Raw genomic sequence first — 24,025 nt, 5'->3', positions numbered from 1 at the left:
TAAGCGATCAGGTGTGAAGGAGGACCTCCTGCCGCGATGCCCTCATACACATTCGTCGGCCGCCCGCAGAGGAACTACCTCCGCCATGGGGGAAGCTGCCTGTCGATTAAGGTCATCGACAACCGTCTGGTACCGATCATAAAACGCCTTCCAAGCGGACATGCCGCCCACTTGGCCAACGGCCTGAATGAGGGCTTTATGGGAGGCTGTGAGGGCCTCTACCTGGGCTTCTAGCTCGCTTATCCGCTTCTTGGCCTTCTGCAATTGGCCAAGAACATTTGCCTTTGAGGTTTTATCTGCACGCTCCATCAACGCCCGCACCTCGCGTTGTCGATGTTGATAGCTTTGCAGGATGCTGTTCCGCCATTCGTCGCGACTGATGGATGAAGGTTGTCCGATGCCGTCCAGTTGGCTGATGACCGACCGAAGGGAAATGCTCTGATTGTTTTCCAACATCTTTTCGAGAGCGCTCACCAAATCGATATCAACTTGATGTGCGGCAGAGCTGCGGCGATTTGGGTATTCAAATGACGGCATCGATCAACGGTCCTTGGTTGTGGCCCAGGCGGTCTGAAAGATCACGCCCATCCTCAAAAACGAGGTCGCCGTTTTCGGCTGCAAGCAACTTCTCGATATTGGCCAGCAAGCTTTCAGCATGCTTCAGTTGGTTATCCCGGCCAATTCCCTTACGCCGGTGCTCAATTTCCGTGATGGTTCGCAGTATCCGCTCTCGCAACTTCTCAAGGTTGGACCGCTGCCGGTCCAGCATGCAAGCGACTAGATACTTACAGCCGTCGAAGCACTGTAGATGCTTCGCACAGGGGTCGACCATGAAGTCATTGATGCAAAACCCATAAGGCGTCGCGTGGAAGCCGCTAGCTTCGCCAGCGAGGAACAAAAAGGCCTCGTCGTCGCCCCGATCCTTCTGGATGCGTTTAAACTGATCGACGAGTGGCCCGCTGGCTTTACCTATCTTAATTAACCCGGCCAGTCCCTGTGCCTTCGGATGCATGAGGCGGGCGGACTTGGGAAGGTCCATGGCGGTGAGTTGCTCAGCCAAGCTTCGGTGGTCGTACTCGTAGCTCTGCTTAACGCTGCGGCGGTTGAACCGCTTGGTGATGATTGTATCGGCGATTCCTTGGCGGAACAGTTCGGTGTTCTGAAGGTGTCGTAGGGAGTGGGTGTTCAGTCCGAGCTTCCTATCCTCTTCGGTGTCGCCATAGCGGTCGAAGATGCTTCCCTTGGCCGCAGACAGGTTGAGTATAATGTCCTCGGCCGTCACGAGCCCGACCGAGAAATATCTGGTAATGTCGCAGATGCCGCCGTTGCGCATTTCGATCAGAGCACGCTTCGGGGCCAAGAACAGCATCTCGTGCGGCGGCATCTTCCGTCCGCCATGAAGGGGCAATGGAGCGGTGTCGGGCAGCTTGGTGGGCAGGTTCTTGCGCACGTAAACTTCAACGTCGCGAACGAGGAGCTTGGCGAGTCCGTTCTCGGCTGCGCGAGCCCAGAAACGATGGACCGCCTTATTCAGGCCTGATGGCGATTGCTCCTGATATTGCCGTATGGCTTCCAGAGCTGATCGGCTGAAGCTTTCGCGGTAGTCTGCAATAAGATGGTCAGGAGTACTGCGCCTGGTTTCGGGGTTGCCTGATAGCCGGACGTACAGGTCTTCGATACGCAATCGTTCGTTCTCGGCAAACTCGGGGAAGCACCGTCCCGTCTCGAATTGCAGGCGGAGCCGCTCGCGTAGCGGCTCCGTCATGGTGGCGATCCGGTCCAAAGTTTCGGACAATATCTGCTCGAAGATGATCGGCACATGCTGGGCCGCCTCTATAAGCTCGACTGAATTGGTCTCGCGTCCCTTCATCTTCTCTGCGAAGTGCCTGATCATTAAGGATTTCGACACCCCGCCCAGTTCGCCGAGCGGCACACCATCAACCGAGACGTATTCGCGCGTCCGCCGCCAGTCGAGCGGTATGCGGCACACCTCACCGACCCTGAAGCCGCAGATGAACATAACTCGTATCTGGGCGAAGCGGATTGCGTCGATGAATGTTCGAGGCTTCTCCGTGAATACAATGCGCACCAACTCCCATAGGGCGCGGACATCGGGCAAAAGCTCGGCATGCTTACGCTCAGATAAACTGCCGAGCGTCTGCTGTCCGCGTTTCCGTCTAACGTTGGTCTCGCACGTGACAAGGTGGAAGAACGGACCTCGGGAGCACAGGTGCTTCGCGTCGATCACCGACCTGATGTTGCTGATAACCAGTTCACCGAGCTTCCCGGAGGGCTGGACGCCGGCAGCAACCTCGCATGCGAACTGCACGTCATCCCCATTCATGTCCCACGGTTCACTCCCCGACAAGCCTTGGACGCAGGTGCCCAGAACCTTCATAGGCCGCATCACCTGAAGGGCCGCGTGCGAAGGGGTGTTTTTTCGGACAAGGATCTGCTCGATGACGACGCTTTTGATCAGATCCTGCCAGCCACTGGATAGAGCCATTTTCTTGAGAGGTGCTCGCCCCTTCGCGGCCAGCCTCTGGTTCAGCACCGTCAGCGTCTTCGCATCGAACCCAAGGTCGCTAAGCCAATGGACCGGCCCCGGCGCACCAACCAATTTAGAGAGATTCCATTCGTGGCCCGGGCGGATTTTCCCGTCTGGCTTCAGGGGCAGTTTCCAGCCAATTCCCCATTGATCGGCAATGGCCTTCTGCGTGGCAACGAATGAGGTAAAAGGCTCTATCATACTGGCACCTCGCCGGTCATCTTGACGCTCTTGATCACCGATTGGATTGCTTCCAACGTCGATGCCAGTTGCCTGTACGACTGCGATTGAATTCCGCCGCGGGCTTCGTCGAAGAAGAACTGCACCACGCCCCTCAGATCGGCAAGAACCTGCCGATGGATGTCCTCGTCGCTAACTGGAACGAATTTGCGACAGCCGTAGCAGGACAAAACAGGGTTCTTCGTACACAGAGCCTGCCCCAGGCTACAGGCGCCGATGCCGGCAATAGGAACGCCATGCGGTATGCCGCCGATTTGCTGGTCGGCCGGCAAGCCAATTAGTGCTGCCTTATCGATCACACCAGTGGCGATTACTTCCGCGATTTTGCTGTAGATAGGGGAGAGCGCCATAGCCCTGTTAACCAGTTCGGCCTGGGTGGGTGACGCCTCGAAGTAGGTTAGGCAGGTGTCGAGGTCGGAATGCCCGAGGAATTCGGCAACCTCCTCAACGCTTGCCCCTCCATCCGCCATACGCTGGGCGGCAGTGTGCCTTAGGATTGTTGCTGTGCGCCGTTCCCCCGTAATCTCTTCGACGACGTCCCCTATCACATTGATGATGACCATTCTGGATAGCGAGAACAGCTTTCCACCTGCGTCGCCGCATTTTTGCCAGACTGGCCCTAGTTTCCGACGATGGAGGTACTCAGCGAACAATGGCGTCCAGTCGGCCTTGATCTTTACGACAAACGGAGACTTTTCGTTCGCATCTCGTTTTTTTGCTCTGTAAGCAATCAGATGGACCACCATCTCGCCATCGTTGTCCTCGTGGAAGCGTAGGTCCTCGACATTGATGCGACAAATCTGCACGGGCCGAAGCGCGTGCTGGTAGCTGATGCACAGTAAGCATGCCTTGGTCAGCGTCTCGTCGGCGACATCCGCAGGATTGCGGACTGCCGCCTCGGTGACGGCATCGAGGTGACGGACGATGTCGCACTCTTGGGCGACAGTTAGTATGTCCTCACCATTGGCAATACCCTTATAGGGGGCAATCCACGTGAACGGGAGTGATTTGACGACATCCTTGTACAATGAATTGAAGTGCCCAACTGCCATGTCACACATGAAGTAGAGCAGCCATTTCACAGCGATTGCTTGTTCCTGGGGCCGGTTGGCTGCAACAACGTGTCTATTCCAGTATTCCGCAAGATCATATGGCCGCAAACATAGTGCGTCATATATTTGCTCATTTTCATCCAACCAGTGGTTAAGGCCGTAATATAACTGTCGCACTGTGCTGCAGGATGCGCGTGAAAGTGCGAATGCGAAGAAGTGCTTGCTGAAGAGGATAAGTTCGTCTGTTTCAAAGCGGCGAAAATCGATCTTCAACGACGCAGTGTCGGACTTTATAGACCATTGCGCGTCAGCTGTTCGCACCGACCTGATCGTATCATCGTACTCGTCCAGGTAACGGACGATCGATGGCAGGGCAGGGAGACCGCGGATGAGATTTCTGGCTTCTTCGAAGCTGCCCGATGGGGGGCTCGGGAGGAACCTCTGCTTGTTCATATCCTCGCTCCCATTATCGGATAATCCCCATCAAGTGCATCGAGCGCACGAAGCATGGAGACGCGCCCATCGAACCGGTGTCGCCAGACCGTGAGCAAGCGGTTCTCGAAATACGCGCCGGCGTAATGCTGTGGCATTGCCGATGTGCGAGACCATCCGAAAAAGGAGCGGAGAAGCTGAAGGGCGAGGGGCATCTCCATGCCGTCATTGATGAATTCCGAGAGACGATAGACAGCACAGGTATGGCGTAGCGGGTGAGGGGAGATCGTTTCCGTGCCCGTACGCTCCATCAAGTCCTTCCTGGCAGTTGAGGACAACCTTCGCGAGGCTGCCTCGAAAACAAGGTTCACGGCCCGTTTGCTTAGCGGCATGCCGCGATTAGATGGGAACATAAACGGGTGGTTCATCTTGCCACGGAAGTTCATGGCGTAATGTTCGACCGCCGCAGCAAGATCAGTGGCTATCGGTATCTGTCGGCGTGACTGCGCGGTCTTAATTTGCGGGCGGTCGATTCTGGGATCGAGATCGTCGTCCTTTGTCTCCACGACGTTTATCCACTGGACGATTTCTCCCGTCTCGGGATCGACACCTTCTCTAATCGCATTCACCGGTAAAATCAGCGCTTCTCCGCGGCGAAGTCCCTGGTGAAGATAGAGGAGGAACAAGCAAAAATTCCTCCACCGCTCGACATCGGTTCGGTAGGGGTTCCTCTGCGAATCGGGGGAGAATACCTCATATAAATCCTCGACCACACTGGACGGCAATGCGCGGATCACCTTTCTCTTTGGCTTTCGCAGGGGCACCAGAGTGCCGTAGAGCCGGTCCAATCGATTAAGTCGCGCCTGGATCAGCGCCAGAGCATCCATGTTTCGCACGCGCCCTTGCCGGTCGAGGATGTCCTGGACAAAGGCAAACACTGCAGTCCAGTGCTTGGAGTTGTCCGTACGCACCAGCGTCGCGACGTTCCTCAGCGCAATGAAGAAGGACTCCAGCATCGCCTCGATACGTTCGAAGTCTCCCTCAGCCAGCATCGCGTCCAGACAGTCTTTGCCTGTCACTTCCTCGACATGGCGGTAGAAGCGGTCGATAGCAGCGAGTTTTCCTGCTGATGTGGACGGCGCCACGTCAGCGCCGTGTAGTGTGTCCCATACTGTTGACCAGTAGCGGGGCAATCCGCGCGAGTCAGTGCAGACATAGCCACGCAGGCTTGCTGGGAGCGACATGGAACGCAGGTTGGCGATCATATCTCTTGGTCCTGGGTATGTCCCGAATGAGGGGCCAAGAAAACGTTATCACTAGGTTCTCGCGTACAACATGTCCCCAATTGGTGATATTCGGCACCACTAGGGGCCGGCCGATGGTTCGCGCGCCGGCGATGATGCCGCTATGGGCAGTTCGGCGAAGGCAACGCGGAAAATGCCCTTTAGGCACAAACCTGTTGCTGTGGTTCAGTCACGAACGTTTTCAGTAGGGCAACATATCCCAATATGCCCGGAAGTCGCATAATGCATATTATGGGTCAGAATGAAACGTGCGAAAAGCCGATGTTGGGAAAGCGCTTATTTTTTCGGATTTGGCGTGTCGCTCGAAGCCGTGGATCAGGCGTCCAAAAGTCGCCCCGATGGCAGACGCGCCATTATTTGGGTACCAATGCCCAACGTGCTGGTTATAACCAACTCGCCGCCATGGCGTTCCATCAAGGTTTTGCTGAGCGGCAGTCCAAGGCCGGTGCCTTTGGAACGGCTCTCGGCATCTCCGACTTGGCCGAACGGAGTGAGCGCGGTGGCGATTCCGGCTTCGTCCATACCGCACCCGCTGTCTTCGACCGCCAGGAAAGGTGCCCCCTCCTCCACGCCGGCGCTGATCCGAATGCGCCCCCCTTTGGGGGTGAACTTGATCGCGTTGCCCACCAGATTGAGCAACACCTGCTTGAGCCGGCGACGGTCGGCACGGACTTTGGGCTGGCCTGGAACGAAGTTTCCTTCGATCCGTAACTCGGCGGCTTCGGTCTGGGGCGTCAGGACGTCGACCACGTCCAGGCACAATCCGCCCAGATCGACGTCGCTTTCCATCAATTCCAGGTGCCCGGCCTCGACCCGCGCCATGTCGAGCGCGTCGGAAACCAAATCCTTCAGGTGCAGGCCGCAATCGTACACGTTTTGCAGATAGCGCGTGGTGGTGGCTGGCAATGTGCCCGTGTCCGCCAGGACAAGTTCGGAAAAGCCGATGATGGCGTTCAGCGGCGCTCCCATTTCATGGTTGAGATGACCAAGGAAACGGGTTTTCTCCTCGCTGGCCTGTGCGACCGTGGCCAGGGCGGACCTTAGCTCTCCCTTCGCCTTGCGCAACGAGGCGATCTGCTCCATCAGGTCCAGGTTGTGGTAGACCCGGCAGAAGAATTCTTCCGGCACGAATGGCTTGTTCAGATAGTCGTTGGCGCCAGCTTTCATGAAGCGTGCCGACACCACGTTGTTGCCATAAGCCGAGAGACCGATGATCACCAACCGGTCGCGCCCGATCTTGGCGCGTATCTTGCGGGTCAACTCGACCCCGTCGGTACCGGGCATGTTGTAGTCGATGATCGCCAGACAGAAATCCGGGTCGGCGGCAATGGCGGCCAAGGCTTCCTCGGCGCCGCCGGCCTCGACCACGGAAAAGCGATGCAATTGCAAAAGGTCGCTGATGTGACGGCGCGACACACGGGAATCGTCCACCACCAAAATACGGTCGGCGGTGTTGCGGCTGATCCGGCGCACCAGATCGAACACCGTGTCCAAATTGCCGGGACCATCTTTGGGTACGTAATCGACCGCATGGCGCGACAGCACGAATTCGCGAATTTCGTCGCTGAAACTGGCGGTGAAGACGATCGAGGGAATCTTGTAGCGCGCGACTTCGTCCACCACCTCGCCGTGAGGAGCGTCGGGAAGATGCAGATCAAGCAAGGCCACCAGGATTTCGCTTGATTGCGCCGTCAGGATGGCGCTGGCCTCTGCCAGGGTTTGCGCGGCAACCACTTCGAACCCTAGACGCTCTTCGAGCCCCTTGCGGATCAGTTGCTGGTAAAACCGGCTATCTTCCACCACCAGTGCCTTGGGGGGCATGAACGCGCTCCGCCGCCATCCGAGCTCAATTGAGCGAAATTATACTAACGGCGTAATACTAGCGGGTCAATCGACGTTGCGGTGCTAAATGTGGATGACCATGCCGTCATAGGCCGGCTCCACCCCTTGCGGTAAGCATCCTTGCAATGTCTTGTAATCCAAAGACGGCGTCATGTGGGTCAGGAACGCCCTTTCCGGGTGGATGCGGGCGATCCATTCCAGAACGCGCTCCAGATGAGCGTGGGTGGGATGGGGGTGCATGGTCAGGCAACCAATCACCCAGACCTTGACGCTGGCCAGGATTTCGAACGATTCCGGCGGCATGTTCACCACATCGGTGGAATAGGCGAAGTCACCGAACCGGAAACCCAAGGTTCGGCAAAAACCATGATCCTGTTCGATGGGATGGATGGACAGGCCGCCCAGTTCGAAGGGGCCGTCGATGACGTGCGGCTCCAACATGGGCTTGTAGATGCTCTGCCCTTCCTCGACGCAGCCCAAAACATAGGGGAAGCGGGTTCGGATGCTGTCGATCACCTCGGGCGCGCCATGGATGGGCAATGGTCCGCCCATGGCGCGATTGACCTCGCGCAAATCGTCGATGCCGTGCAGATGGTCGGCATGTTCGTGGGTGTAAAGCACTCCGCTCAGGCGTTGGACACCAGCGTCCAGCAATTGCTCGCGGCAATCGGGCGAGGTGTCAACCAGGATGCGGCTTCCCCCCTCCTCTACCAGGATCGACGGCCGGCGACGGCGGTTCCTGGGTTCGGCTGGATCACAAGAGCCCCACCCCCGCGAGATGCTGGGAACGCCCCCGGCCGCGCCGCTGCCCAGAATGGTTACCTTCATCCCGGAACCTTCGTGAACAGACGCCGGAAATTAGCGGTGGTCGCCTGGGCCAGTTCGGCCGAAGACACGCCTTTCAATTCCGCCACCTTCGCGGCGGTGTGGGCGACATAGGCCGGCTCGTTGCGCTTGCCGCGAAACGGGATCGGCGCCAGATAGGGACAGTCGGTCTCCACCAGCAGCCGGTCCAGCGGGATGCCCTTCACCGTTTCCTGCAACGCTTCGGCCTTCTTGAAGGTGACGATGCCTGAGATGGAGATGTAGAGTCCAATTTCAAGAGCTTTTTCAGCGAGTTCCTGTCCAGAGCTGAAGCAATGAATGAGACCGGTGAAGGCGCCGTTTTTCATTTCCTCAGACAAAATATCCATGGTGTCGGCATCGGCGTCGCGGGTGTGAACGATCACCGGCAGGCCGACTTCGCGGGCGGCGGCGATATGGGCACGAAAGGATACGCGCTGCCGGTCGCGTGGGCTCTTGTCGTAGTAATAATCCAGACCGGTTTCGCCAAAGCCGACCACCTTGGGATGGGCGGCCAGTTCGACCAGCCGCTCGATCTCGGCGTGTGGTTCGCTTCCCGCCTCGTGCGGATGGATGCCGACCGTGCAATAGACGTCGGGAAAACGTTCGGCCACCGCCAACACCCGTTCGAACCGGGTCAAATGGGTGTTGATGGTCAGGAACAGTCCCACCCCGTGGTCGCGGCCGCGCTGTACGACCGCATCCAATTCCTCGGCGAAATCCGGGAAATCCAGATGGCAGTGGCTGTCCACCAGCATCAGGCGGCCCCCTCCTCGTCCACGAAGCGCGGGAACACGCCCTGAGGCACCGGCAGCGCGGTGCCGGGCTTCAGCGCATGGTGCGAGCCGCAGAAGGTGAAATTCCGGCGTTCTTCCGGCACGGCCACCAGATCCAGCAAGCGGGCCGAAGCATCGGGCATGAATGGTTGCGTCATCAAGGCAAGATTGCGGATGGTTTCGGCCAAAACCCACAGCACGGTGCCCATGCGGGCCGGGTCCGTCTTGCGCAGAGCCCACGGCGCCTGGCGGTCCACGTAGCCGTTGGCGGCGCGGATGACCACCCAGATGGTTTCCAGCGCTTCGTGGAACATCTGGCGGTCCATGGCGTCGCGGACCTTGGCCAGCAATCCGTGGGCGGCGTCCAGCATCTCGCGGTCATCTTCGCTCAGTTCGCCATGCTGGGGCACGGTGTTGCCGCAATTCTTGCCGATCATCGACAAGGCGCGCTGGGCCAGATTGCCGTAATCGTTGGCCAATTCGGAGTTCATGCGGGTGACCATGGCACGATGGCTGAAATCGCCGTCGTTGCCGAACGGCACCTCGCGCAGCAGGAAATAACGCACCTGATCCAGGCCGTACCGCTCGATCAACTGGATGGGATCAATGACGTTGCCCAGCGACTTCGAGATTTTCTGGCCTTCGTTGGTCCACCAGCCATGGGCGAACACCCGCTTGGGCGGCTGAAGATCGGCGGCCATCAGGAAAGCCGGCCAATAGACCGCATGGAAGCGCAGGATATCCTTGCCCACCATGTGCAGGTCGGCGGGCCAGTACTTGGCGTACTCGCCACCCAGATCGGGATAGCCCGCGGCGGTGATGTAGTTGGTCAGCGCGTCCAGCCAAACATACATGACGTGAGCGTCGTCGCCCGGTACCGGAACCCCCCATTTGAAACTGGTGCGCGACACAGACAAATCTTGCAGGCCGCCCTTGACGAAGCTGATCACCTCGTTGCGGCGCGACTGTGGGGCGATGCAGTCTGGGTTGGCGTCGTAAAAAGCCAAAAGCCGGTCCTGCCATGCCGACAGGCGGAAAAAGTAGCTGGGTTCCTTGACCCATTCCACCGGCGCGCCGGTCGGAGCCAGTTTGGTGCCATTGGGACCGGACTTCAGTTCGTCCTCGCCATAGAAGGCTTCGTCGCGGACCGAATACCAGCCCTCGTAATGGCCCAGATAGATGTCGCCCGCTTCCACCAGCTTGGTCCACAGCGCCTGGACGGCGGCCACGTGGCGCGGTTCAGTGGTGCGGATGAAGTCGTCGTTGGAGGTGTTCATGCGCACGGCCAGATCGCGAAAATTGGCCGAATTCATGTCGGCCAGCGCTTGCGGCGTCATACCGAAGGTTTCCGCCGACTTTTCCACCTTCTGGCCGTGTTCGTCGGTGCCGGTCAGAAACTTGACGTCGTAGCCGTCCAGCCGCTTGAAACGGGCCAGCACGTCACAGGCCAGGGTGGTATAGGCATGACCGATGTGCGGCTTGTCGTTGACGTAATAGATGGGCGTGGTGACGTAGAAGGTCTTGGCCGCGCTCATGGTCATCTCCTCGAAAACGTGTGCTCTGTGGCGGCTTTGGGCTCAGGCCCGCGCCAGCCGCGTGCCGTTTCAGCCTCGCGCCAACCGCTCGATGGCCAGAAAGGCCGTCAGCATGGCTTGCTTGCGGTCCAGATTGACCGCGTCGGTGCGGGCAAAAAGGGCGGTGACCTTTTCCCACACCTCAAGCCAGCGTTCAAGGTCGGCGGCGGACAACAGACGCCCCATCAGGGCGCTCTCGCCTGCCACCACCTCGCTCATCCCCCGGCCCTGGCGGCCGCCGGCCCTGATCAGGCGAGCCAGCCACCAGCCCAGCAACTCGGTCACCGTGCGCCATGCCGCCTCGGCGTCGGGGCGTGCGACACGATCAGCGAAGGCATGCAAGGCCGGTACGTCGAGACGGGGCAACGCCGACAACAGGCCGACCAGTTCGCGGTACAGGTCCAGCCCACCCTCGGCCGCCAGGTTCGCGGCTTTGCCGATACTGCCTTCGCCCAGGTGGGCCAGGGCAGCCACGTCTTCGGGACCGAGGTCCGGTCGGTGGCTGGCCAGCAATTGCACCACACTGGGTTCCGGCAAGGGTTTGAGCGCCAGCCGGCGACAACGCGACCGAATCGTTGGAAGCAACCGGCCAGGACTATGTGAAACAAGCAACATCAAAGCGTTACGCGGCGGTTCCTCAAGCACTTTTAGAACTGCGTTGGCCGCGTTGCGGTTCATGTCGTCGGCGGCGTCGATGATCACCACCCGCCAGCCACCTTCGGCCGGGGTCAGGGCCATGAAACCGCCGATGCCACGCACATCGTCGATGACGATCTCGGTTCGCAGCTTGGTTTTCTTGTCGTCGGACCAGCCGCGCTCCACCACCTTGAGGTCGGCGTGACCGCTCGCCGAAACCCGACGAAATACCGGATGGTCGGGCGATAGCGCCAGACTCTCCGGTCCGCCGCCGAACAGACCGCCGCCCCCCTCGCCACCGCCACTCAGCACGAAGCGGGCGATGCGATAGGCCAAGGTCGCCTTGCCGATGCCTTTCGGTCCCGACAACAGCCAGGCATGGGCCAAGCGACCGGACTTCCAGGCATCCAGGAACGCGCGCTCAGCCTCGGCATGGCCGATCAGGTCAGGATTGTCTCGCGGATCAAGGGCTTGCGTCATGGAACGCAGAAACCAAGCAAACGGCCCTTGACCGCCCGCATCACCGTCTGGTGCACCTCCTCGGGGGCAAGGCTGGCGTCAATCACCGCACAGCGGTCCGGTTCGTTGCGGGCGATTTCCAAGAAGCCCTGACGCAGGCGTTCATGGAAGGCGGTGCCCATGCGTTCGTAACGGTCCTCGGCCCCACCCCGGCCACCGGCCCGCCGAAGCCCCTCCTCCACCGTCAGGTCAAGGACGAAGGTCAGGTCGGGCTTGAAGTCCCCGACGGCCAGTCGGGTCAAACCGGTGATGAAATCCTTGGACAGGCCGTGGCCATAGCCCTGATAGGCCAAGGTCGAATCGGCGAAGCGGTCGCAAACCACCCATGCCCCGCGGTCAAGCGCCGGCCAGACAGTGCGGGCCAGATGATCGCGGCGGGCGGCGGTATGCAGCAACGCCTCGGTATGGGCGTCCCAACGGTCCACGGCACCGGTCACCAACAAGGAGCGGATCGCCTCCGCTCCTGCCGACCCGCCCGGTTCGCGGGTGCTCACCACTTCGATTCCGGCGCGTTCCAAGGCGTCGGCCAGCAACCTCACCTGGGTCGACTTGCCTGCGCCTTCGCCGCCTTCGAAGGTGATGAACTGGCCGCCCTGCGTCATGTCAGCCCTTCGCCCCCCACAAGATGGCCTTGAGGGCGGCGGTGATGCGTCCGACGAAGCCCAGCTTTTCCACGTCGGTACCCGCCAGCAGCGGCAATTCCACCGTCTGGACGTTGGGAGCGGTGATCACCAGCTTGCCGACCTGCTGTCCCTTCTTGATCGGAGCCGGAATGGGGCCGGTGTAGACGGCGGTCACCTTCATGTCGCGGCGCGCCTTGCGCGGCATGGTGACTTCCAGTGTTTCACCGGCGACCAGCGGCACGCTGGCCGCGGACCCCAGCCACACCTCGGCGTCGGAAACCATGTCGCCGCTCTTGAACAAGGTGTAATTGTCGAACTCGCGGAACGCCCATTCGATCAGCCGGGCGCTTTCCTCGGCGCGCTCCTTGATGCTTTTCAGGCCGTTGATGACCATGATCACCCGGCGTTCGCCGCGTTTGACGGTGCCGACCAAGCCGTAACCTGCCGCCTCGGTATGCCCGGTCTTAAGGCCGTCGGCGCCGGAGACCGCATAAAGCAACGGGTTGCGGTTGCCCTGGCGGATGCCGTTATAGGTGAACTCGCGCTTGGAATAGATGGGGAAATATTCGGGAAAATCGTTGATCAGATGGCGCGCCAGAATGGACAGGTCGCGGGCGGTGGTCAGATGATCCGGTTCGGGCAAGCCAGAGGCATTACGGAAGGTGGTGTTCTTCATGCCGAACTGGTGTGCGCGGCGGGTTTCCTCCTCGGCGAAGGCCTCCTCGCTGCCGGCATAAGCTTCGGCCAGCACAGAACAGGCGTCGTTACCCGATTGAATGATGACGCCGTGGATCAGTTCCTCGACGGTCGGCGTGGCGTTGACCGGCAGGAACATCAGCGATCCCCCCGATTTGACGTGCTTGCGCCAAACCGTCTCGGACACCGGAAGGCGATCCGAGAGCTTCCAACTCCCTTCCTTCAGCTTTTCGAACACCATATAGGCGGTCATCAGCTTGGTCATGGACGAGGGCACCATCAGCTCGTCCGCGCTCTTCTCCATCAGGACCGTTCCGGTCTTGTAATCCACCATGATGGCCTGACGGGCCGAAGTTTCGATGGAATCGGCCAGGGCGGGGTGCCCCGCGCCCAAAGTCAGAAGAGCGAAGGCCGCCAACAGCGGCCGGCGGAAAGAAATATGCGTCATCGCCACGGATACCTCGAAACAGGACACTCGAACGGAAGGGTACAGCCCTAAGCCGCAAATGCGTCGGAAAGAGGGCAAGCCGCCCATTCGGCCAGGATCAGTCCACCACCACCTTGGCGTCCTGTTGTCCGGCCGCGATCACCGAATCCAACAGGCGATCCGCTTCCTCGACACTTGCGATGGGGCCAAAACGGACACGGTAGACGGTTTGCCCGCGAACGGTGGCCGGCTGAATTTGCGGGTGCCCCACCGCCGACATCCGCGCTTGGAGACGAAGCGCGTTATCGTGTCGGCTGAAGGCGCCCACCTGAACGAAGATACCGGTTGATCGAACCGGTTGGTTCTCCACCTGCTGGGCAGCCAGTTCGCGTTCGACCGCTTCGGCAGCGGTGGTGGCGCGCGGAGCGGCTCCTTGTTTGGAGGCGGTTTGAACAGGCCGGGATGGCTCGGCACTGCCCAACGGCGGCAAGGTTTCGGCGGTAACCGCCTCACGCGGGGCGGCGGCAACCTGCGGTTCGTTGCTGCTGGGGCGCACCTTGCCGGCCAGAACCCGGCTTTCCTCTGTCATGATCTGCACGCGGACCTTCGCCGTCCCCTGGCCTTCCATGCCCAGCAATTCGGCGGCGCGGCGCGACAGGTCGATGATGCGGCCGTTGACGAAGGGCCCGCGGTCGTTGACCCTGACGATCAGCGAACGACCATTTTCAAGATTGGTCACCCGCACCACCGACGGCATGGGCAAGGTCTTGTGCGCGGCGCTCACCGCTTCCTGGTCGAAGGTTTCGCCGTTGGCGGTCATCTTGGCGTGAAAATTGGGACCGTACCATGAGGCGATGCCCGTTTCGTCGTAGTCGAAATCCTCACGGGGATAGTACCACACCCCTCGCACCTGATAGGGCTTGCCGACCTTGTATGTGGGCGCGGCGCCAGTGGCGGCCGGCGGCTCATCGCCTGAGGTTGCGGTCTTGGCCATGTGACCGAACAGGTTGACCTCGGCGCAGCCCGACAGCAGCGCCGTCGTCAGCAATAGCGCCGCAACGCGGCCGCCGCGCGGAAAGCTCCGCATCATGTGGTGTCCCCCTCGGTCTTCAGCCAGATATTTTGTAGATTACTTGCCGCCGATCTTCTCTGCAAGATGGCCGACGGCCAAGGCGAAAGAGGTCGAACGGTTCCATTTCATGGTGGTGCGGAAATTGTCGTAAACCAGGAACGCAGCGCCACCGCCGTTGTCGGGACGAATAATCGATCCCTCCACAGAGCTTTTCGGCAACGGCTTGCCGTTGATGGCCCTGACGCCCAGCCTACCCCATTCCGTCACCGCCTGTTTCTGGTCCAACCCAATCAGACGGGGCGAAAAATTGCCGGGAAGCTTGACCGGCCGCCCCCAGGTCTCGTTCCCCTTCCAGCCGCTTTGAGCCAAATAGTTGGCGGCCGAGGCCAGGACGTCGGCCCGTGTGCCCCAAATGTCGCGGCGGCCGTCGCCGTCCCAATCCTCGGCGAACTTGAGAAAAGAAGATGGCATGAACTGGCATTGCCCCATGGCGCCGGCCCACGATCCGCGCATGGATTGGGCGGTGATGTGCCCTCCGTCGATGACGCTGAGAGCGTTCATCAACTCACCCCGAAAATAGGACGAGCGACGACCGTCATAGGCCAAAGTCGCCAGTGCCGACACCACCGAATAACCGCCGGTAACCCGACCGTAATCGGTTTCGATCCCCCAAAGGGCCACCACGTATTTGGGCTGGACGCCGTACTTCTTGCCGATCGCGGTCAGCAGCGCCCGGTTTTCCGCCATCATCCGGCGGCCTTTCTCGACTTTCTGCTTGCTCACCACCCGTGCCAGATAATCCTGAAGGGTGAAGGTGAACTCGGGCTGCTTGCGGTCCAGTTCGATGACCCGGTCGATGTGCTCGACGCCGGTTAGCGCCTCGGCGGCGGTTTGCGGGCGAATGCCGCGCGCCACGGCGTCGGCTTCGACCCCGCGCAGGAACGTCTGGAAATCAGGTTTCGGCGTCGCGTCCTGGGCATGGGCAAGGCCTGCCGAGGCCTGCATGGCGAAGGCTGCCCCGCCCACCAAAATTCCGCGGATCGTGCGTGCCTTGAGCATGTTTTCTCCCGTCGTCCAGAACAGCCGGATGGCCGCACCCTGCCACATCCCAGGCGCCCTGGGCAACCATATGCGGGATGGCGTCAGGGGGCGGGATACCAATTCTCGCTCCAACCGCGCAAATGGTAGTAGGCCAGCCCCCCCCATTCATGCATCGCCGTCCGCAGGGCACCGGCCTTGGTGCCAAAGTCGCCGCCCCATCCATCGCCATCATGCGGCGAGGTCAGATAATCCACCGGATAAGGAACGACCCGCCAGCCGGCCGCCCGAAAAGCACCGACAGAACGGGGCATGTGCAAAGCCGACGTAACCAACAACCAGGTTTCGCCGGCATTGGGGAAAGCCACGGCGCGCGAAAAAACAGCGTTTTCCCAAGTGTTCCGCGACTGTTCCTCGTACACGATCCGGGGGCCGCCGATCCCCAGGCTTGCCATGACCGCGCGCACCACCGGCGCTTCCTTGATGTCTTGGCGGGAAATGCTGCCCGAGCCGCCGGAGAACACGATCTTGGCGTCGGGGAAGCGGCGTGCCAATTCGGCCATCGCCAAAACCCGTTCCGCCGCGCCGTTAAGGTTCGGCTGGCCTCGTTCCACCGACAACATAGGGTCGATGGCGCCCCCCAGGACAACCACACCGTCCACATGGTCAGGCAACGGGTCCGGTGCCGGAAAGCGGTTTTCCAGGGGCGCCAGGAACCAAACCGTCCATGGCGGCAACCAAATGATAAGGACCAGCGCCAACGCCGCCCCAAGTAGCCTCCGCCCCAACCGCCAGCGCCGCAACCAAAGGGCCAACAAGGCCAACAAGACCAGGAAAAGCACCATGTTAAATGGCGCCAGCGCCATCTCGGCGATTTTCATGACGGTGAACATGGATCTTGTGTTCCTCGGTGCCGGAATGGCGGGTGTCGTCCCGTGTTGCCTAGTGCGTACCGGCCCGGTTCGTGATAAAGGGGCTGCGATCTTACGTAAGACGGAGGCACGATGGATACGCTCATCGATGGGTTCAAGCGTTTTCGTTCGCGGTTCTTCGAGGAGCATCGCCGCCTGTTCGAGGCTCTGGCCTCGCGCGGACAGACACCAAAAGTATTGTTGATTGGTTGCTGCGACTCGCGTGTCGATCCGGCCATCATTTTCGACGCTCAGCCAGGCGAGATGTTCGTCCTGCGCAACGTCGCCAACCTTGTTCCCCCTTACGCCCCGGATGCCGGCCACCACGGTACCTCGGCGGCTGTGGAATTCGCCATCCGTGGCCTTGACGTCGAACATGTCGTGGTGTTGGGCCATGCCCGTTGCGGCGGCGTGCGTGCGCTGATCGAAGGCAACGGGGAAACCGACAACACGGACTTCATCCAAGGATGGATGCATATCGCCCGCTCGGCGCGCGACCGTGCCCTGGCCCTGACGCTTTCGGCCGGACAGCCCATCGACGCGGCCCGGCGCATGTGCGAACAGGAAACGGTGGCCATTTCCCTGGCCAACCTGATGACCTTCCCGTGGGTGCGTGAACGGGTCGAACAGGGGCGACTGATGTTGCACGGCTGGTTCTTCGACCTGGAATCCGGCGAATTGTTCCGCCTTGATCCCATCACCAACACATTCCAATCTGTCTGAGCGAGTTTCCCCGAGGTCCGAGGGGCCTCCCTCAGACCTCGGGCATCAGGTCGATCGAGGACGACCGGTCGGACTTTCCCCCCAGGTGGATCTTCAATCCTGGGGCGGGGATGTAGGCAATAAAGCGCTCTGTGGCCAAAAGAGCCCGTTTCCGCACTAAAATCGCTTGAAAGGCGATCAGCGACGCCGTGTCCAAACAAAAGAAAAACACCGCGAAACGCATGGCGGTGTCGCTCAGCACAGCCATCAACGGTATGGCGAACATCAGCGGCAAGAAAGCGTAAAGCCCCACGTCACGCCATCGCTTCGTCCGAACCACGGCGGCGGCGGCCGAAGCCAGCGGCGATTTCAATACCAGATCGACCCCCGCCTCACGGACCAATTGACGAGCAACGGCCGCGTAAGGGCCGGAAAAGCTGTCAAAATCCGCATTCAGCCATAAACCGTCCCCCCCCCCCTCGAACCGCGCCAACACCGCATCCACCGGCCACCGCTCACGGGGAATGTGGGGGCGGATCACCTTGAAGACGGCGCGCGAGAAGTTGGATTCCGGTTGCTGAGGAAGGCTGACCATGATGTTGGGCATTCTAGCCCAAACCACCCGTCCGTTCCATATCCCGCTTCGTTCCCTTCTATATTGGATTAAGAAGGCGATGGTTTATGAAATGCACACAACTAATTGATAGTACTCATTTTTATCACTGAACATGATGTTTTTTATTAAGTTGAAGATTGTTTTCCCTGGCATATCCGACGCGACCACCAAGCATTGGCGAGAAGTAGGCGGACGACCGCCAGAACAATTCTGTGGACATTGTCCGATCTTTCGATTTTAACTTTTCCCGTTCCTTCAATCGACAAACGCGCATCCCGTGAAGAAGCTTGTTCGCTCAGTGCTGTTTCTGGCGGGGCTCGCCACCCTGCCCGCTTGCGCGTCGTCCCAGGGGACGGTGGCGGCACACGCTGTTGCCGAACCAATCTCCGTGGAAACACAGGCCGCACCAGTTACGGCGCCGCCAGCGCTTCCATTGTCGACCACGCATTCAGTCGTGGTGTATTTCGATTCGGACAACGCCGAGATTCGGGCCTCGGCCATGCAGGTCCTCTATGGGATCGCCCAGGAAACGCGTGGAACACGATTGCGGTCCATCCGTGTGATCGGCCATGCCGATTCCAGTGGCCGGCTGTCGTACAACCAGCGCCTGTCCGAAAAGCGCGCCCACGCGGTGGCGGACCAGTTGAACAAACTGGGCCTGCACGGAGAACGGTTTGACGTCATCGGCCTTGGCGAGGCGCCGAGTACCGGCAAGCGCCGCACAGGCGTCAAATCCGCTGCCGACCGCAAGGTCGAGATCATTATCGAAAGTGTGGAAGACACAACCCTCGCGCCGCTTTCCCCTTCCCAAGGGCACGCGGCCGTATTCACCCATTCCGATCGACAAACGCCCAGCCTCGCCCTCGCCTCGCCTCCGGCCCCTTCCTTCGCCCCTGCCCCGGCGTTACTTTCGAGGTCAGATGCCGGGCAGTTGCGCCAGACGGACAAACCGGCTATCAAGCGAAACCTCGACGCTACAGGCACAACCTGGCTCCCGCCCCCAGCCTGACCCGCGTCGATGGAAGGGTGGCCGAGTGGTTTAAGGCAGCGGTCTTGAAAGCTATTGGAGGCTCGTGCCGCCCACCGTGCTGGACCGAGAAATAGGAATGTGGTTACAAGGGGTTCTGGGGGCGCCTGCGGCAAGCAGGGGCGAGAGCAAAAACCGCCCATAAGCTGGTCGTAAGCACCAGCGCCCAGATCAGCAGGGAAGCGTGGCCGAGTGGTTGATGGCACTGGTCTTGAAAACCAGCAACGGTGCAAGCCGTTCGTGGGTTCGAATCCCACCGCTTCCGCCATCCTCTCACACACCGCAAATACCCTCTCCCCAGGTGTGAACAAACAAAGTACCCTTGCTCATCAGCCTTGCTAGAGAAATCATCCGTAGATGCTCGATTCCTGCGAAATGCCCGTATCTGACTCGCCTCCGTTGACATGCTTGTCAGTCTTCTCTGGAGCGATGGGTCTGGACCTGGGCCTTGAAGCTGCGGGGTTTGAAGTTCGCATGGCCGGGGATCTAGATCCGGCTGCCGTAGAGACGATCAAGGTCAACCGACCTCACCTCCCTCTGTTTACGGGAGATGTACGGGAACTCACTGGAAAAGACGCACTTGGGCTCGCCGGTCTTGATCGCATTGACCTCTTAGCTGGCGGGCCACCATGCCAAGCGTTTAGTACGGCTGGTCGCCGATTGAGCGTTGACTGCGAGAAGAATGGCTCGCTGATCTTCGAGTTCATTCGCCTGCTAAGCGAAATACAGCCGCGAGCGTTTATTCTTGAGAATGTAAAGGGGCTGTTGTCAGCGCCTCTCAAATGGCGTGAGTTACCCTATAACAATAATGGTAAGCGCATCGACGACCAATATGGCGCACTAATGCGGGCCGTATTAGCGGAAATTACGGACATTGGTTACAGCAGCAAAGCGATGCTACTGAATGCAGCCGACTTCGGTGTACCCCAGTCCCGAGAGCGCGTTTTTATAGTTGGCTTCCGTGATGGAAGTGAGCCAGTTGGTCCCGAGCAAACGCATTCTCGCTTCCCCAATCTGCTATACAAGCCTTGGAGAACAGTTGGCGACGCCTGGAAGAATCTTCCGACGGAAGTGGAGGCATGTGCGAAGTTCAGCGAGCGCAAAATGCACTACCTCCGCATGATCCCAGAAGGCTCGAACTGGCGCAGCTTGCCCGTTGACTTGCAGATGGAGTCGATGGGGCGAGCCTTCTATGCAAAAGGGGGGCGGACTGGGTATTGGAGGAGGCTTTCCAGGTTTGAAACTGCGCCGACTGTTCTAACAGAGCCACAGAACGCTAGCACTTCGCTGTGCCACCCGACGGAAGACCGCCCTATAAGCGTGAGGGAGGCGGCACGCCTGCAGACATTCCCCGACGACTGGAAATTCGTTGGGAAAACTTCTGCTCAGTATCGGCAGATTGGCAATGCTGTTCCGGTGATGCTGGCGCAAGCAATAGCAACCTCCGTAGCGAGGAAATTGCTCAAGTGCGTCGTAGATTAGGCTGCCTGACTAGGGGTTTATCTTTCGAAATAGCTTTCGGAAATCGATATCTCCCTCGGGAGTTCCAAAAACGGCCACCCCCTCCGCTGTCAGACGATCTATAAGCTCAGGAACAACTTCCTCAGACAGTTCAGATCGAAATTCCGAACAAAGCAGGCGGCATACCTCGCCAACTTTGATATCGTATTCCTGATCACCATTGCCGACATCAGTCCAGAATTCACGACTCCGCATGGAGACATATTCTTGACTATTCGTCTTATTGGTGGCTGATCTGCCGTAACAAGGAGCGAATACGCCTACAAATTCTTTTCCCTGCTTCTGGTAGTGTTCCCTCAAGTTGCGAACAGTGTTCGAGAGGTTTTTTCTCGAACTCATAGGCATGCAATCCCAGCTCATCTTGATCTGGTAGCCAGTAACCCGGTCACCATCTTCCACCTCAAAATCGAGGTCATCCGTGATCAGCGGCTCTCGAGCCGTGGGGTGGCATACCTTGGCTATCGTTTCAAGGACGTGACCGATTGCTTCCTCTTCCGAGGCAAAGAGAGCGCTCATCACTTGGTTCTCGGCCCACTGCCGGACCGTTCGAGCGCCGCGAACCTGGAGCAAAAAGGGATTTGTCCGCTTCAGCCGGTTGTTGAACCGAAGATCCGTGAAACGGTCTTTCATCCGGTCCATATACAAGTGGCCGACGCGCTCAATGAGTTTGTCGGCATCCTCTGGCGAGATTCCCAATAGCTCCGCGACTTGCCCAGCTAGTCCCTCGGCTACTGCTTCAATCTGGCGTTCTGCGTCAACGATGCTCATGCCAAGAGGCATAGCTCGGCGGACAGTTTTTCGCCACCAAAATCGAAGGCCTTGATCAACTTTCAGGCGTGGGGACAACGTTCCCGGCTGCCCGAGGAATTGAAGGCTTCGGTGCGACGTCTGTTGTCCAGCACCAGCGGCTTAGGTGGCGCTTGCTCCCGCTCAGCGAAGCGGGCGTGAAACCAACGAGTACGGCTCACCCCAAAAAATTCAGGGTTTGCCCTTCATAGCCCCCCTGCCCAATCGCGGCTCTACTTCGGGTCCATGGCCATTCGGCATTGCTCGATGCCTTGCCGGAGGGTCGCATCAAGGGGGATCGGACGAAGTCCCTCTGAAGTCCACTGCCCTACCCGCTGCTCATGGCCGGTCGGCAAGCCGAATTGTGCGTTTGGCCTGTTGGCTCGGTAGATCAGCGTGCTGCCAGCGAGCATCTCGTCCAGCATGGCAGCAGCTTCCTCGCCGCTGGCGACGGTTGCCGCCGCCCCGGCCGTGGCCGCGAGCTTCTGAGCGTACTTGATGGTTTCGGCAATCCGCGCGCTCGTCATATCTGCGGCGGCTTCGCCAGAGGGTGGGCTGCCCTGGGTGGGGTTGTTAAACGCGCGCAATTCCCGGTAAGGCCGGTCATCCACGCGCCAGACAATATCCCCAACGGGGAAGCGGATCGGTCCGCCCGAACTGACGCCGACCAGCAGACCAAATTCCGAGTTGAACTCGACAACCGGGTAGAGGTAGCCCGTTCGCGAATAGCTTGCCCCTGCCACGCGGTCATACGCCGCCACCACGCAGCGCTTGGTGCCGGTAATGGGGTCGGTGGTGACGGTTGATGACCACGGCGGCGCTGGCGGTACAGGGGTGGCACAGCCCGACAGGAGTGCGATAGCTATTCCCGCGAGTACCGCATGTGCCGAGGTAGCTGCGTGCTTCATTATCCCCTCCCCTTCAAAGACGAATCGGCGTTTAGTTTTTCAACCAGAAGCACATTATGACGCATTGCCACCGTTGGTAAGCGAGTATCCGTGTTCATGGGCTGAGACGGTCCCAGGCCTCTCGAAACTCATCGCGGTCGTAGGCGGATGGTTCCAGCCAGTATGCGCCGCCGTTCCTGTCCTGGGACGCGAGCGCGCGGACCTCGGTGTTCCGCAGTATGAAGCATGCTGGCTGGTCTGAATTGGCGTGGATGGTGATGACCCACCATTCCGAACGCAGGTCGTCAATTCCCTTCCCCAGAGGGACCGCCTGGCGCTTACTGAGGGCCTTGGACTGGATGCCGAAGAACACGGTTTCGTCGACATCTGTGACAATCAGGTCGGACCCACGCGCATTGCGGATGGTCGGCATGACGTGCCAGCCGCGCCGGGAAAGCTGCCATGCAGCATAGTTCAGCCCGGAATTGCCTGTTACCTGATGCCGAATCGGCGCCTTGCCCTGTTCGACCATGCCCGCAGCCTCTGACCATGTGGAGAGGCTGCCCGGTCAAAGCCGGGTGTTGGAAACCCTGCACACAGTCAGGGCGCCGCCACCTTTAGGCGAACCCTGGACATGCGTGACAGCCACCCGGCCAAGAATCTCTTGACCGGCCTGTGTGTCATGGGGTTTCCACGCCCCACGGGCAGAATTGGCTGCACCGCGCTATCTCATTGCCATACTTATCGAGAATGGCGCAATCCGATTACTGGGCTATCACGCCCAAATCGACCAAACCTCATCGCGGTGCCACCGCTGGACGCAGGCGACCACATCGGCCATGTCGCGGCGGTCCAGTGTTCCGGCTTCAACACCAGCCTGGGCGGCATTCTCGAAGGCATCGAGGGAACCGAACGCCCGGACGAACGGCGAAATCACTGTCCGGGCAGTTTCGAGTCGGCGAACCCGCGCAAGCATAGACCGCACCCCCGACATGCCATTACCCCTCCCCGGCCTGTTTCAGGGCTTGCCCGAGGGCGATGGCGCGGAGCAGGTTCAAGTCGCTAGCGTTCTGCCGGTCCTGCGCCTTCTCGAAATGGCGTTGCCAAAGGGCTTCCATGTCGGCGGTCGTCACACCGTACTTGATGGGACGATTGTGGTAATCTAGGCGGTCGTTCTTCATCGCGCCCCCTCCCTTGTCGCCAGAGATTCAAGGTGACTGCGGCGCTCGTATTCCTCTGCCGTGATCGGCATGACCTCGATTGGTGAGGCCATCACGTTGGCCATACCGAGTGCCCAGCTCACCGCCTCCTGATACTGGTCGATAGGCTGCGTCAGCAGCCGGTGGCGCTTTGGCTTCCCGTCCATGTCCTCGCCCACGAGCACGATGTCGGCGTACCTGTCCTCGGGGAGCGGTTCATATGCGCAGACGAAATTTCGCTTGGTGTGAATGACCGACATCAGATTTGCCTCGCTTCCAAGATGATGATCCGCTCCTCCAACTGCTCCACGGCGCGGATGGAACTGAGGGACTGGATAGCCTCAATGATGAGCTTGCCGGTGTCGGGCGCAACCACACCTTCGCTGATCGCCTGCAACACCTGCTCGACTTGCTGGCTGACCGGAAGAGAGGCGTCGAAGTCGAACGACACCTTTTCCGACTGGCTGCGGAGAGCGGGCAGGATACGGGAGAGGACCAGCCCAGCGCTGGCGCTGTCCCCTTCCTTCGCCCTGGCGATCACGGCGTCCACGACATCGCCCGCGTCCTCAAGCATTCGCTGTATCAGCTTGGATTGCTTCGTTTGTCCTCGCGGCCTGCCGTTTGGATTGGGCGACCGCATCCCTTTGTGCCAGTTGGGGTTGCCCACCGGCTTCGGGAGAAGCGGATTCCGGCCCTGCTCCCATGTCGTCAGCCATTCCGGCTTTTCGGTCTGAGTGTCTGACACCTCACGTCA

At 59.9% G+C, this 24,025-nt stretch carries 24 protein-coding genes and 1 tRNA gene; 4 read left to right on the top strand and 21 right to left on the bottom strand.

Annotated elements, in window-relative coordinates; genetic code table 11:
- Positions 1–42 precede the first annotated feature (42 nt).
- The 14 genes from G4223_RS07095 to G4223_RS07030 all read right to left on the bottom strand — a co-directional run bounded on the left by G4223_RS07095 (position 43) and on the right by G4223_RS07030 (position 16,515).
- Positions 43–537 carry a hypothetical protein gene (locus G4223_RS07095; protein WP_163677036.1) on the bottom strand — a complete coding sequence of 165 codons (495 nt, stop codon included), beginning with the start codon at positions 535–537 and terminating at the stop codon, positions 43–45.
- Positions 524–2,749: a hypothetical protein gene (locus G4223_RS07090; protein WP_163677034.1), complete on the bottom strand. Its 2,226-nt coding sequence runs from the start codon at positions 2,747–2,749 to the stop codon at positions 524–526. The genes G4223_RS07095 and G4223_RS07090 overlap by 14 nt, the downstream gene beginning before the upstream one ends.
- A complete protein-coding gene (locus G4223_RS07085; RefSeq protein WP_163677032.1) occupies positions 2,746–4,293 on the bottom strand; it encodes a site-specific integrase in 1,548 nt (515 codons plus the stop codon). Before G4223_RS07085 ends, G4223_RS07090 begins: the two co-directional genes overlap by 4 nt.
- Positions 4,290–5,537, bottom strand: a complete 1,248-nt coding sequence (locus G4223_RS07080) for a site-specific integrase (protein ID WP_163677030.1) — start codon at positions 5,535–5,537, stop codon at positions 4,290–4,292. The genes G4223_RS07085 and G4223_RS07080 overlap by 4 nt, the downstream gene beginning before the upstream one ends.
- 354 nt (positions 5,538–5,891) lie before the next feature.
- The gene (locus G4223_RS07075) at positions 5,892–7,397 is read right to left on the bottom strand and encodes a hybrid sensor histidine kinase/response regulator (RefSeq protein WP_163677028.1); all 1,506 of its coding nucleotides are present in this window, start codon (positions 7,395–7,397) and stop codon (positions 5,892–5,894) included.
- An 84-nt stretch (positions 7,398–7,481) separates the two neighbouring features.
- Complete coding sequence (locus tag G4223_RS07070; protein WP_163677026.1) at positions 7,482–8,246, bottom strand: MBL fold metallo-hydrolase; 765 nt, start codon at positions 8,244–8,246, stop codon at positions 7,482–7,484.
- Positions 8,243–9,019, bottom strand: coding sequence for a TatD family hydrolase (locus G4223_RS07065; protein ID WP_163677024.1), 777 nt, complete (start codon positions 9,017–9,019; stop codon positions 8,243–8,245). Before G4223_RS07065 ends, G4223_RS07070 begins: the two co-directional genes overlap by 4 nt.
- Positions 9,019–10,578 (bottom strand): methionine--tRNA ligase, encoded by a 1,560-nt coding sequence (gene metG, locus G4223_RS07060; protein WP_163677022.1) that lies wholly within the window; start codon positions 10,576–10,578, stop codon positions 9,019–9,021. Before metG ends, G4223_RS07065 begins: the two co-directional genes overlap by 1 nt.
- Positions 10,579–10,641: 63 nt before the next feature.
- Complete coding sequence (locus G4223_RS07055; RefSeq protein ID WP_163677021.1) at positions 10,642–11,727, bottom strand: DNA polymerase III subunit delta'; 1,086 nt, start codon at positions 11,725–11,727, stop codon at positions 10,642–10,644.
- Positions 11,724–12,368: a dTMP kinase gene (gene tmk / locus G4223_RS07050; protein WP_163677018.1), complete on the bottom strand. Its 645-nt coding sequence runs from the start codon at positions 12,366–12,368 to the stop codon at positions 11,724–11,726. Before tmk ends, G4223_RS07055 begins: the two co-directional genes overlap by 4 nt.
- Before the next feature lies 1 nt (position 12,369).
- Positions 12,370–13,533, bottom strand: coding sequence for a D-alanyl-D-alanine carboxypeptidase family protein (locus tag G4223_RS07045; RefSeq protein WP_163677015.1), 1,164 nt, complete (start codon positions 13,531–13,533; stop codon positions 12,370–12,372).
- A 97-nt stretch (positions 13,534–13,630) separates the two neighbouring features.
- On the bottom strand, positions 13,631–14,602 hold the full coding sequence (locus G4223_RS07040; protein WP_241003999.1) for a septal ring lytic transglycosylase RlpA family protein: 972 nt from the start codon (positions 14,600–14,602) through the stop codon (positions 13,631–13,633).
- Between the two features lie 39 nt (positions 14,603–14,641).
- Complete coding sequence (locus tag G4223_RS07035) at positions 14,642–15,691, bottom strand: lytic murein transglycosylase (protein ID WP_241003998.1); 1,050 nt, start codon at positions 15,689–15,691, stop codon at positions 14,642–14,644.
- Positions 15,692–15,726: 35 nt separating this feature from the next.
- A complete protein-coding gene (locus G4223_RS07030) occupies positions 15,727–16,515 on the bottom strand; it encodes a YdcF family protein (protein ID WP_163677014.1) in 789 nt (262 codons plus the stop codon).
- A 111-nt stretch (positions 16,516–16,626) separates the two neighbouring features.
- Here G4223_RS07030 and G4223_RS07025 point away from each other — a divergent pair, with 111 nt between their 5' ends.
- The gene (locus G4223_RS07025; protein ID WP_163677011.1) at positions 16,627–17,256 is read left to right on the top strand and encodes a carbonic anhydrase; all 630 of its coding nucleotides are present in this window, start codon (positions 16,627–16,629) and stop codon (positions 17,254–17,256) included.
- Positions 17,257–17,287: 31 nt separating this feature from the next.
- Here G4223_RS07025 and G4223_RS07020 read toward each other — a convergent pair whose 3' ends face one another.
- A complete protein-coding gene (locus G4223_RS07020) occupies positions 17,288–17,842 on the bottom strand; it encodes a hypothetical protein (protein ID WP_241003997.1) in 555 nt (184 codons plus the stop codon).
- Between the two features lie 286 nt (positions 17,843–18,128).
- Between G4223_RS07020 and G4223_RS07015 the strand changes: the two genes are divergently transcribed.
- The 3 genes from G4223_RS07015 (at position 18,129) to G4223_RS07005 (ending at position 20,360) form a co-directional block, all read left to right on the top strand.
- Entirely contained in the window at positions 18,129–18,860 is a 732-nt protein-coding gene (locus G4223_RS07015) for an OmpA family protein (protein WP_163677008.1), read from the top strand.
- Positions 18,861–19,056: 196 nt separating this feature from the next.
- A tRNA-Ser gene (locus G4223_RS07010) sits at positions 19,057–19,146 on the top strand.
- Positions 19,147–19,235: 89 nt separating this feature from the next.
- Complete coding sequence (locus tag G4223_RS07005; protein WP_338086837.1) at positions 19,236–20,360, top strand: DNA cytosine methyltransferase; 1,125 nt, start codon at positions 19,236–19,238, stop codon at positions 20,358–20,360.
- 9 nt (positions 20,361–20,369) lie between these two features.
- Here G4223_RS07005 and G4223_RS07000 read toward each other — a convergent pair whose 3' ends face one another.
- From G4223_RS07000 to G4223_RS06975, 6 genes are all read right to left on the bottom strand, one after another.
- Positions 20,370–21,167 carry a PmeII family type II restriction endonuclease gene (locus tag G4223_RS07000; protein ID WP_163677001.1) on the bottom strand — a complete coding sequence of 266 codons (798 nt, stop codon included), beginning with the start codon at positions 21,165–21,167 and terminating at the stop codon, positions 20,370–20,372.
- A 251-nt stretch (positions 21,168–21,418) separates the two neighbouring features.
- On the bottom strand, positions 21,419–22,093 hold the full coding sequence (locus G4223_RS06995) for a hypothetical protein (RefSeq protein WP_163676998.1): 675 nt from the start codon (positions 22,091–22,093) through the stop codon (positions 21,419–21,421).
- Positions 22,094–22,187: 94 nt separating this feature from the next.
- Positions 22,188–22,604 carry a hypothetical protein gene (locus G4223_RS06990; RefSeq protein ID WP_163676995.1) on the bottom strand — a complete coding sequence of 139 codons (417 nt, stop codon included), beginning with the start codon at positions 22,602–22,604 and terminating at the stop codon, positions 22,188–22,190.
- Positions 22,605–23,070: 466 nt separating this feature from the next.
- The gene (locus tag G4223_RS06985) at positions 23,071–23,253 is read right to left on the bottom strand and encodes a hypothetical protein (protein ID WP_163676992.1); all 183 of its coding nucleotides are present in this window, start codon (positions 23,251–23,253) and stop codon (positions 23,071–23,073) included.
- Positions 23,250–23,531 carry a hypothetical protein gene (locus G4223_RS06980; RefSeq protein WP_163676989.1) on the bottom strand — a complete coding sequence of 94 codons (282 nt, stop codon included), beginning with the start codon at positions 23,529–23,531 and terminating at the stop codon, positions 23,250–23,252. Before G4223_RS06980 ends, G4223_RS06985 begins: the two co-directional genes overlap by 4 nt.
- Positions 23,531–24,016: a hypothetical protein gene (locus tag G4223_RS06975; RefSeq protein ID WP_205762415.1), complete on the bottom strand. Its 486-nt coding sequence runs from the start codon at positions 24,014–24,016 to the stop codon at positions 23,531–23,533. The genes G4223_RS06980 and G4223_RS06975 overlap by 1 nt, the downstream gene beginning before the upstream one ends.
- Between the last annotated feature and the right edge of the window lie 9 nt (positions 24,017–24,025).

This window comes from Magnetospirillum aberrantis SpK (assembly GCF_011022235.1).
Classification (GTDB): domain Bacteria; phylum Pseudomonadota; class Alphaproteobacteria; order Rhodospirillales; family Magnetospirillaceae; genus Magnetospirillum; species Magnetospirillum aberrantis.
This window is presented reverse-complemented; position numbering and strand designations above follow the sequence as displayed.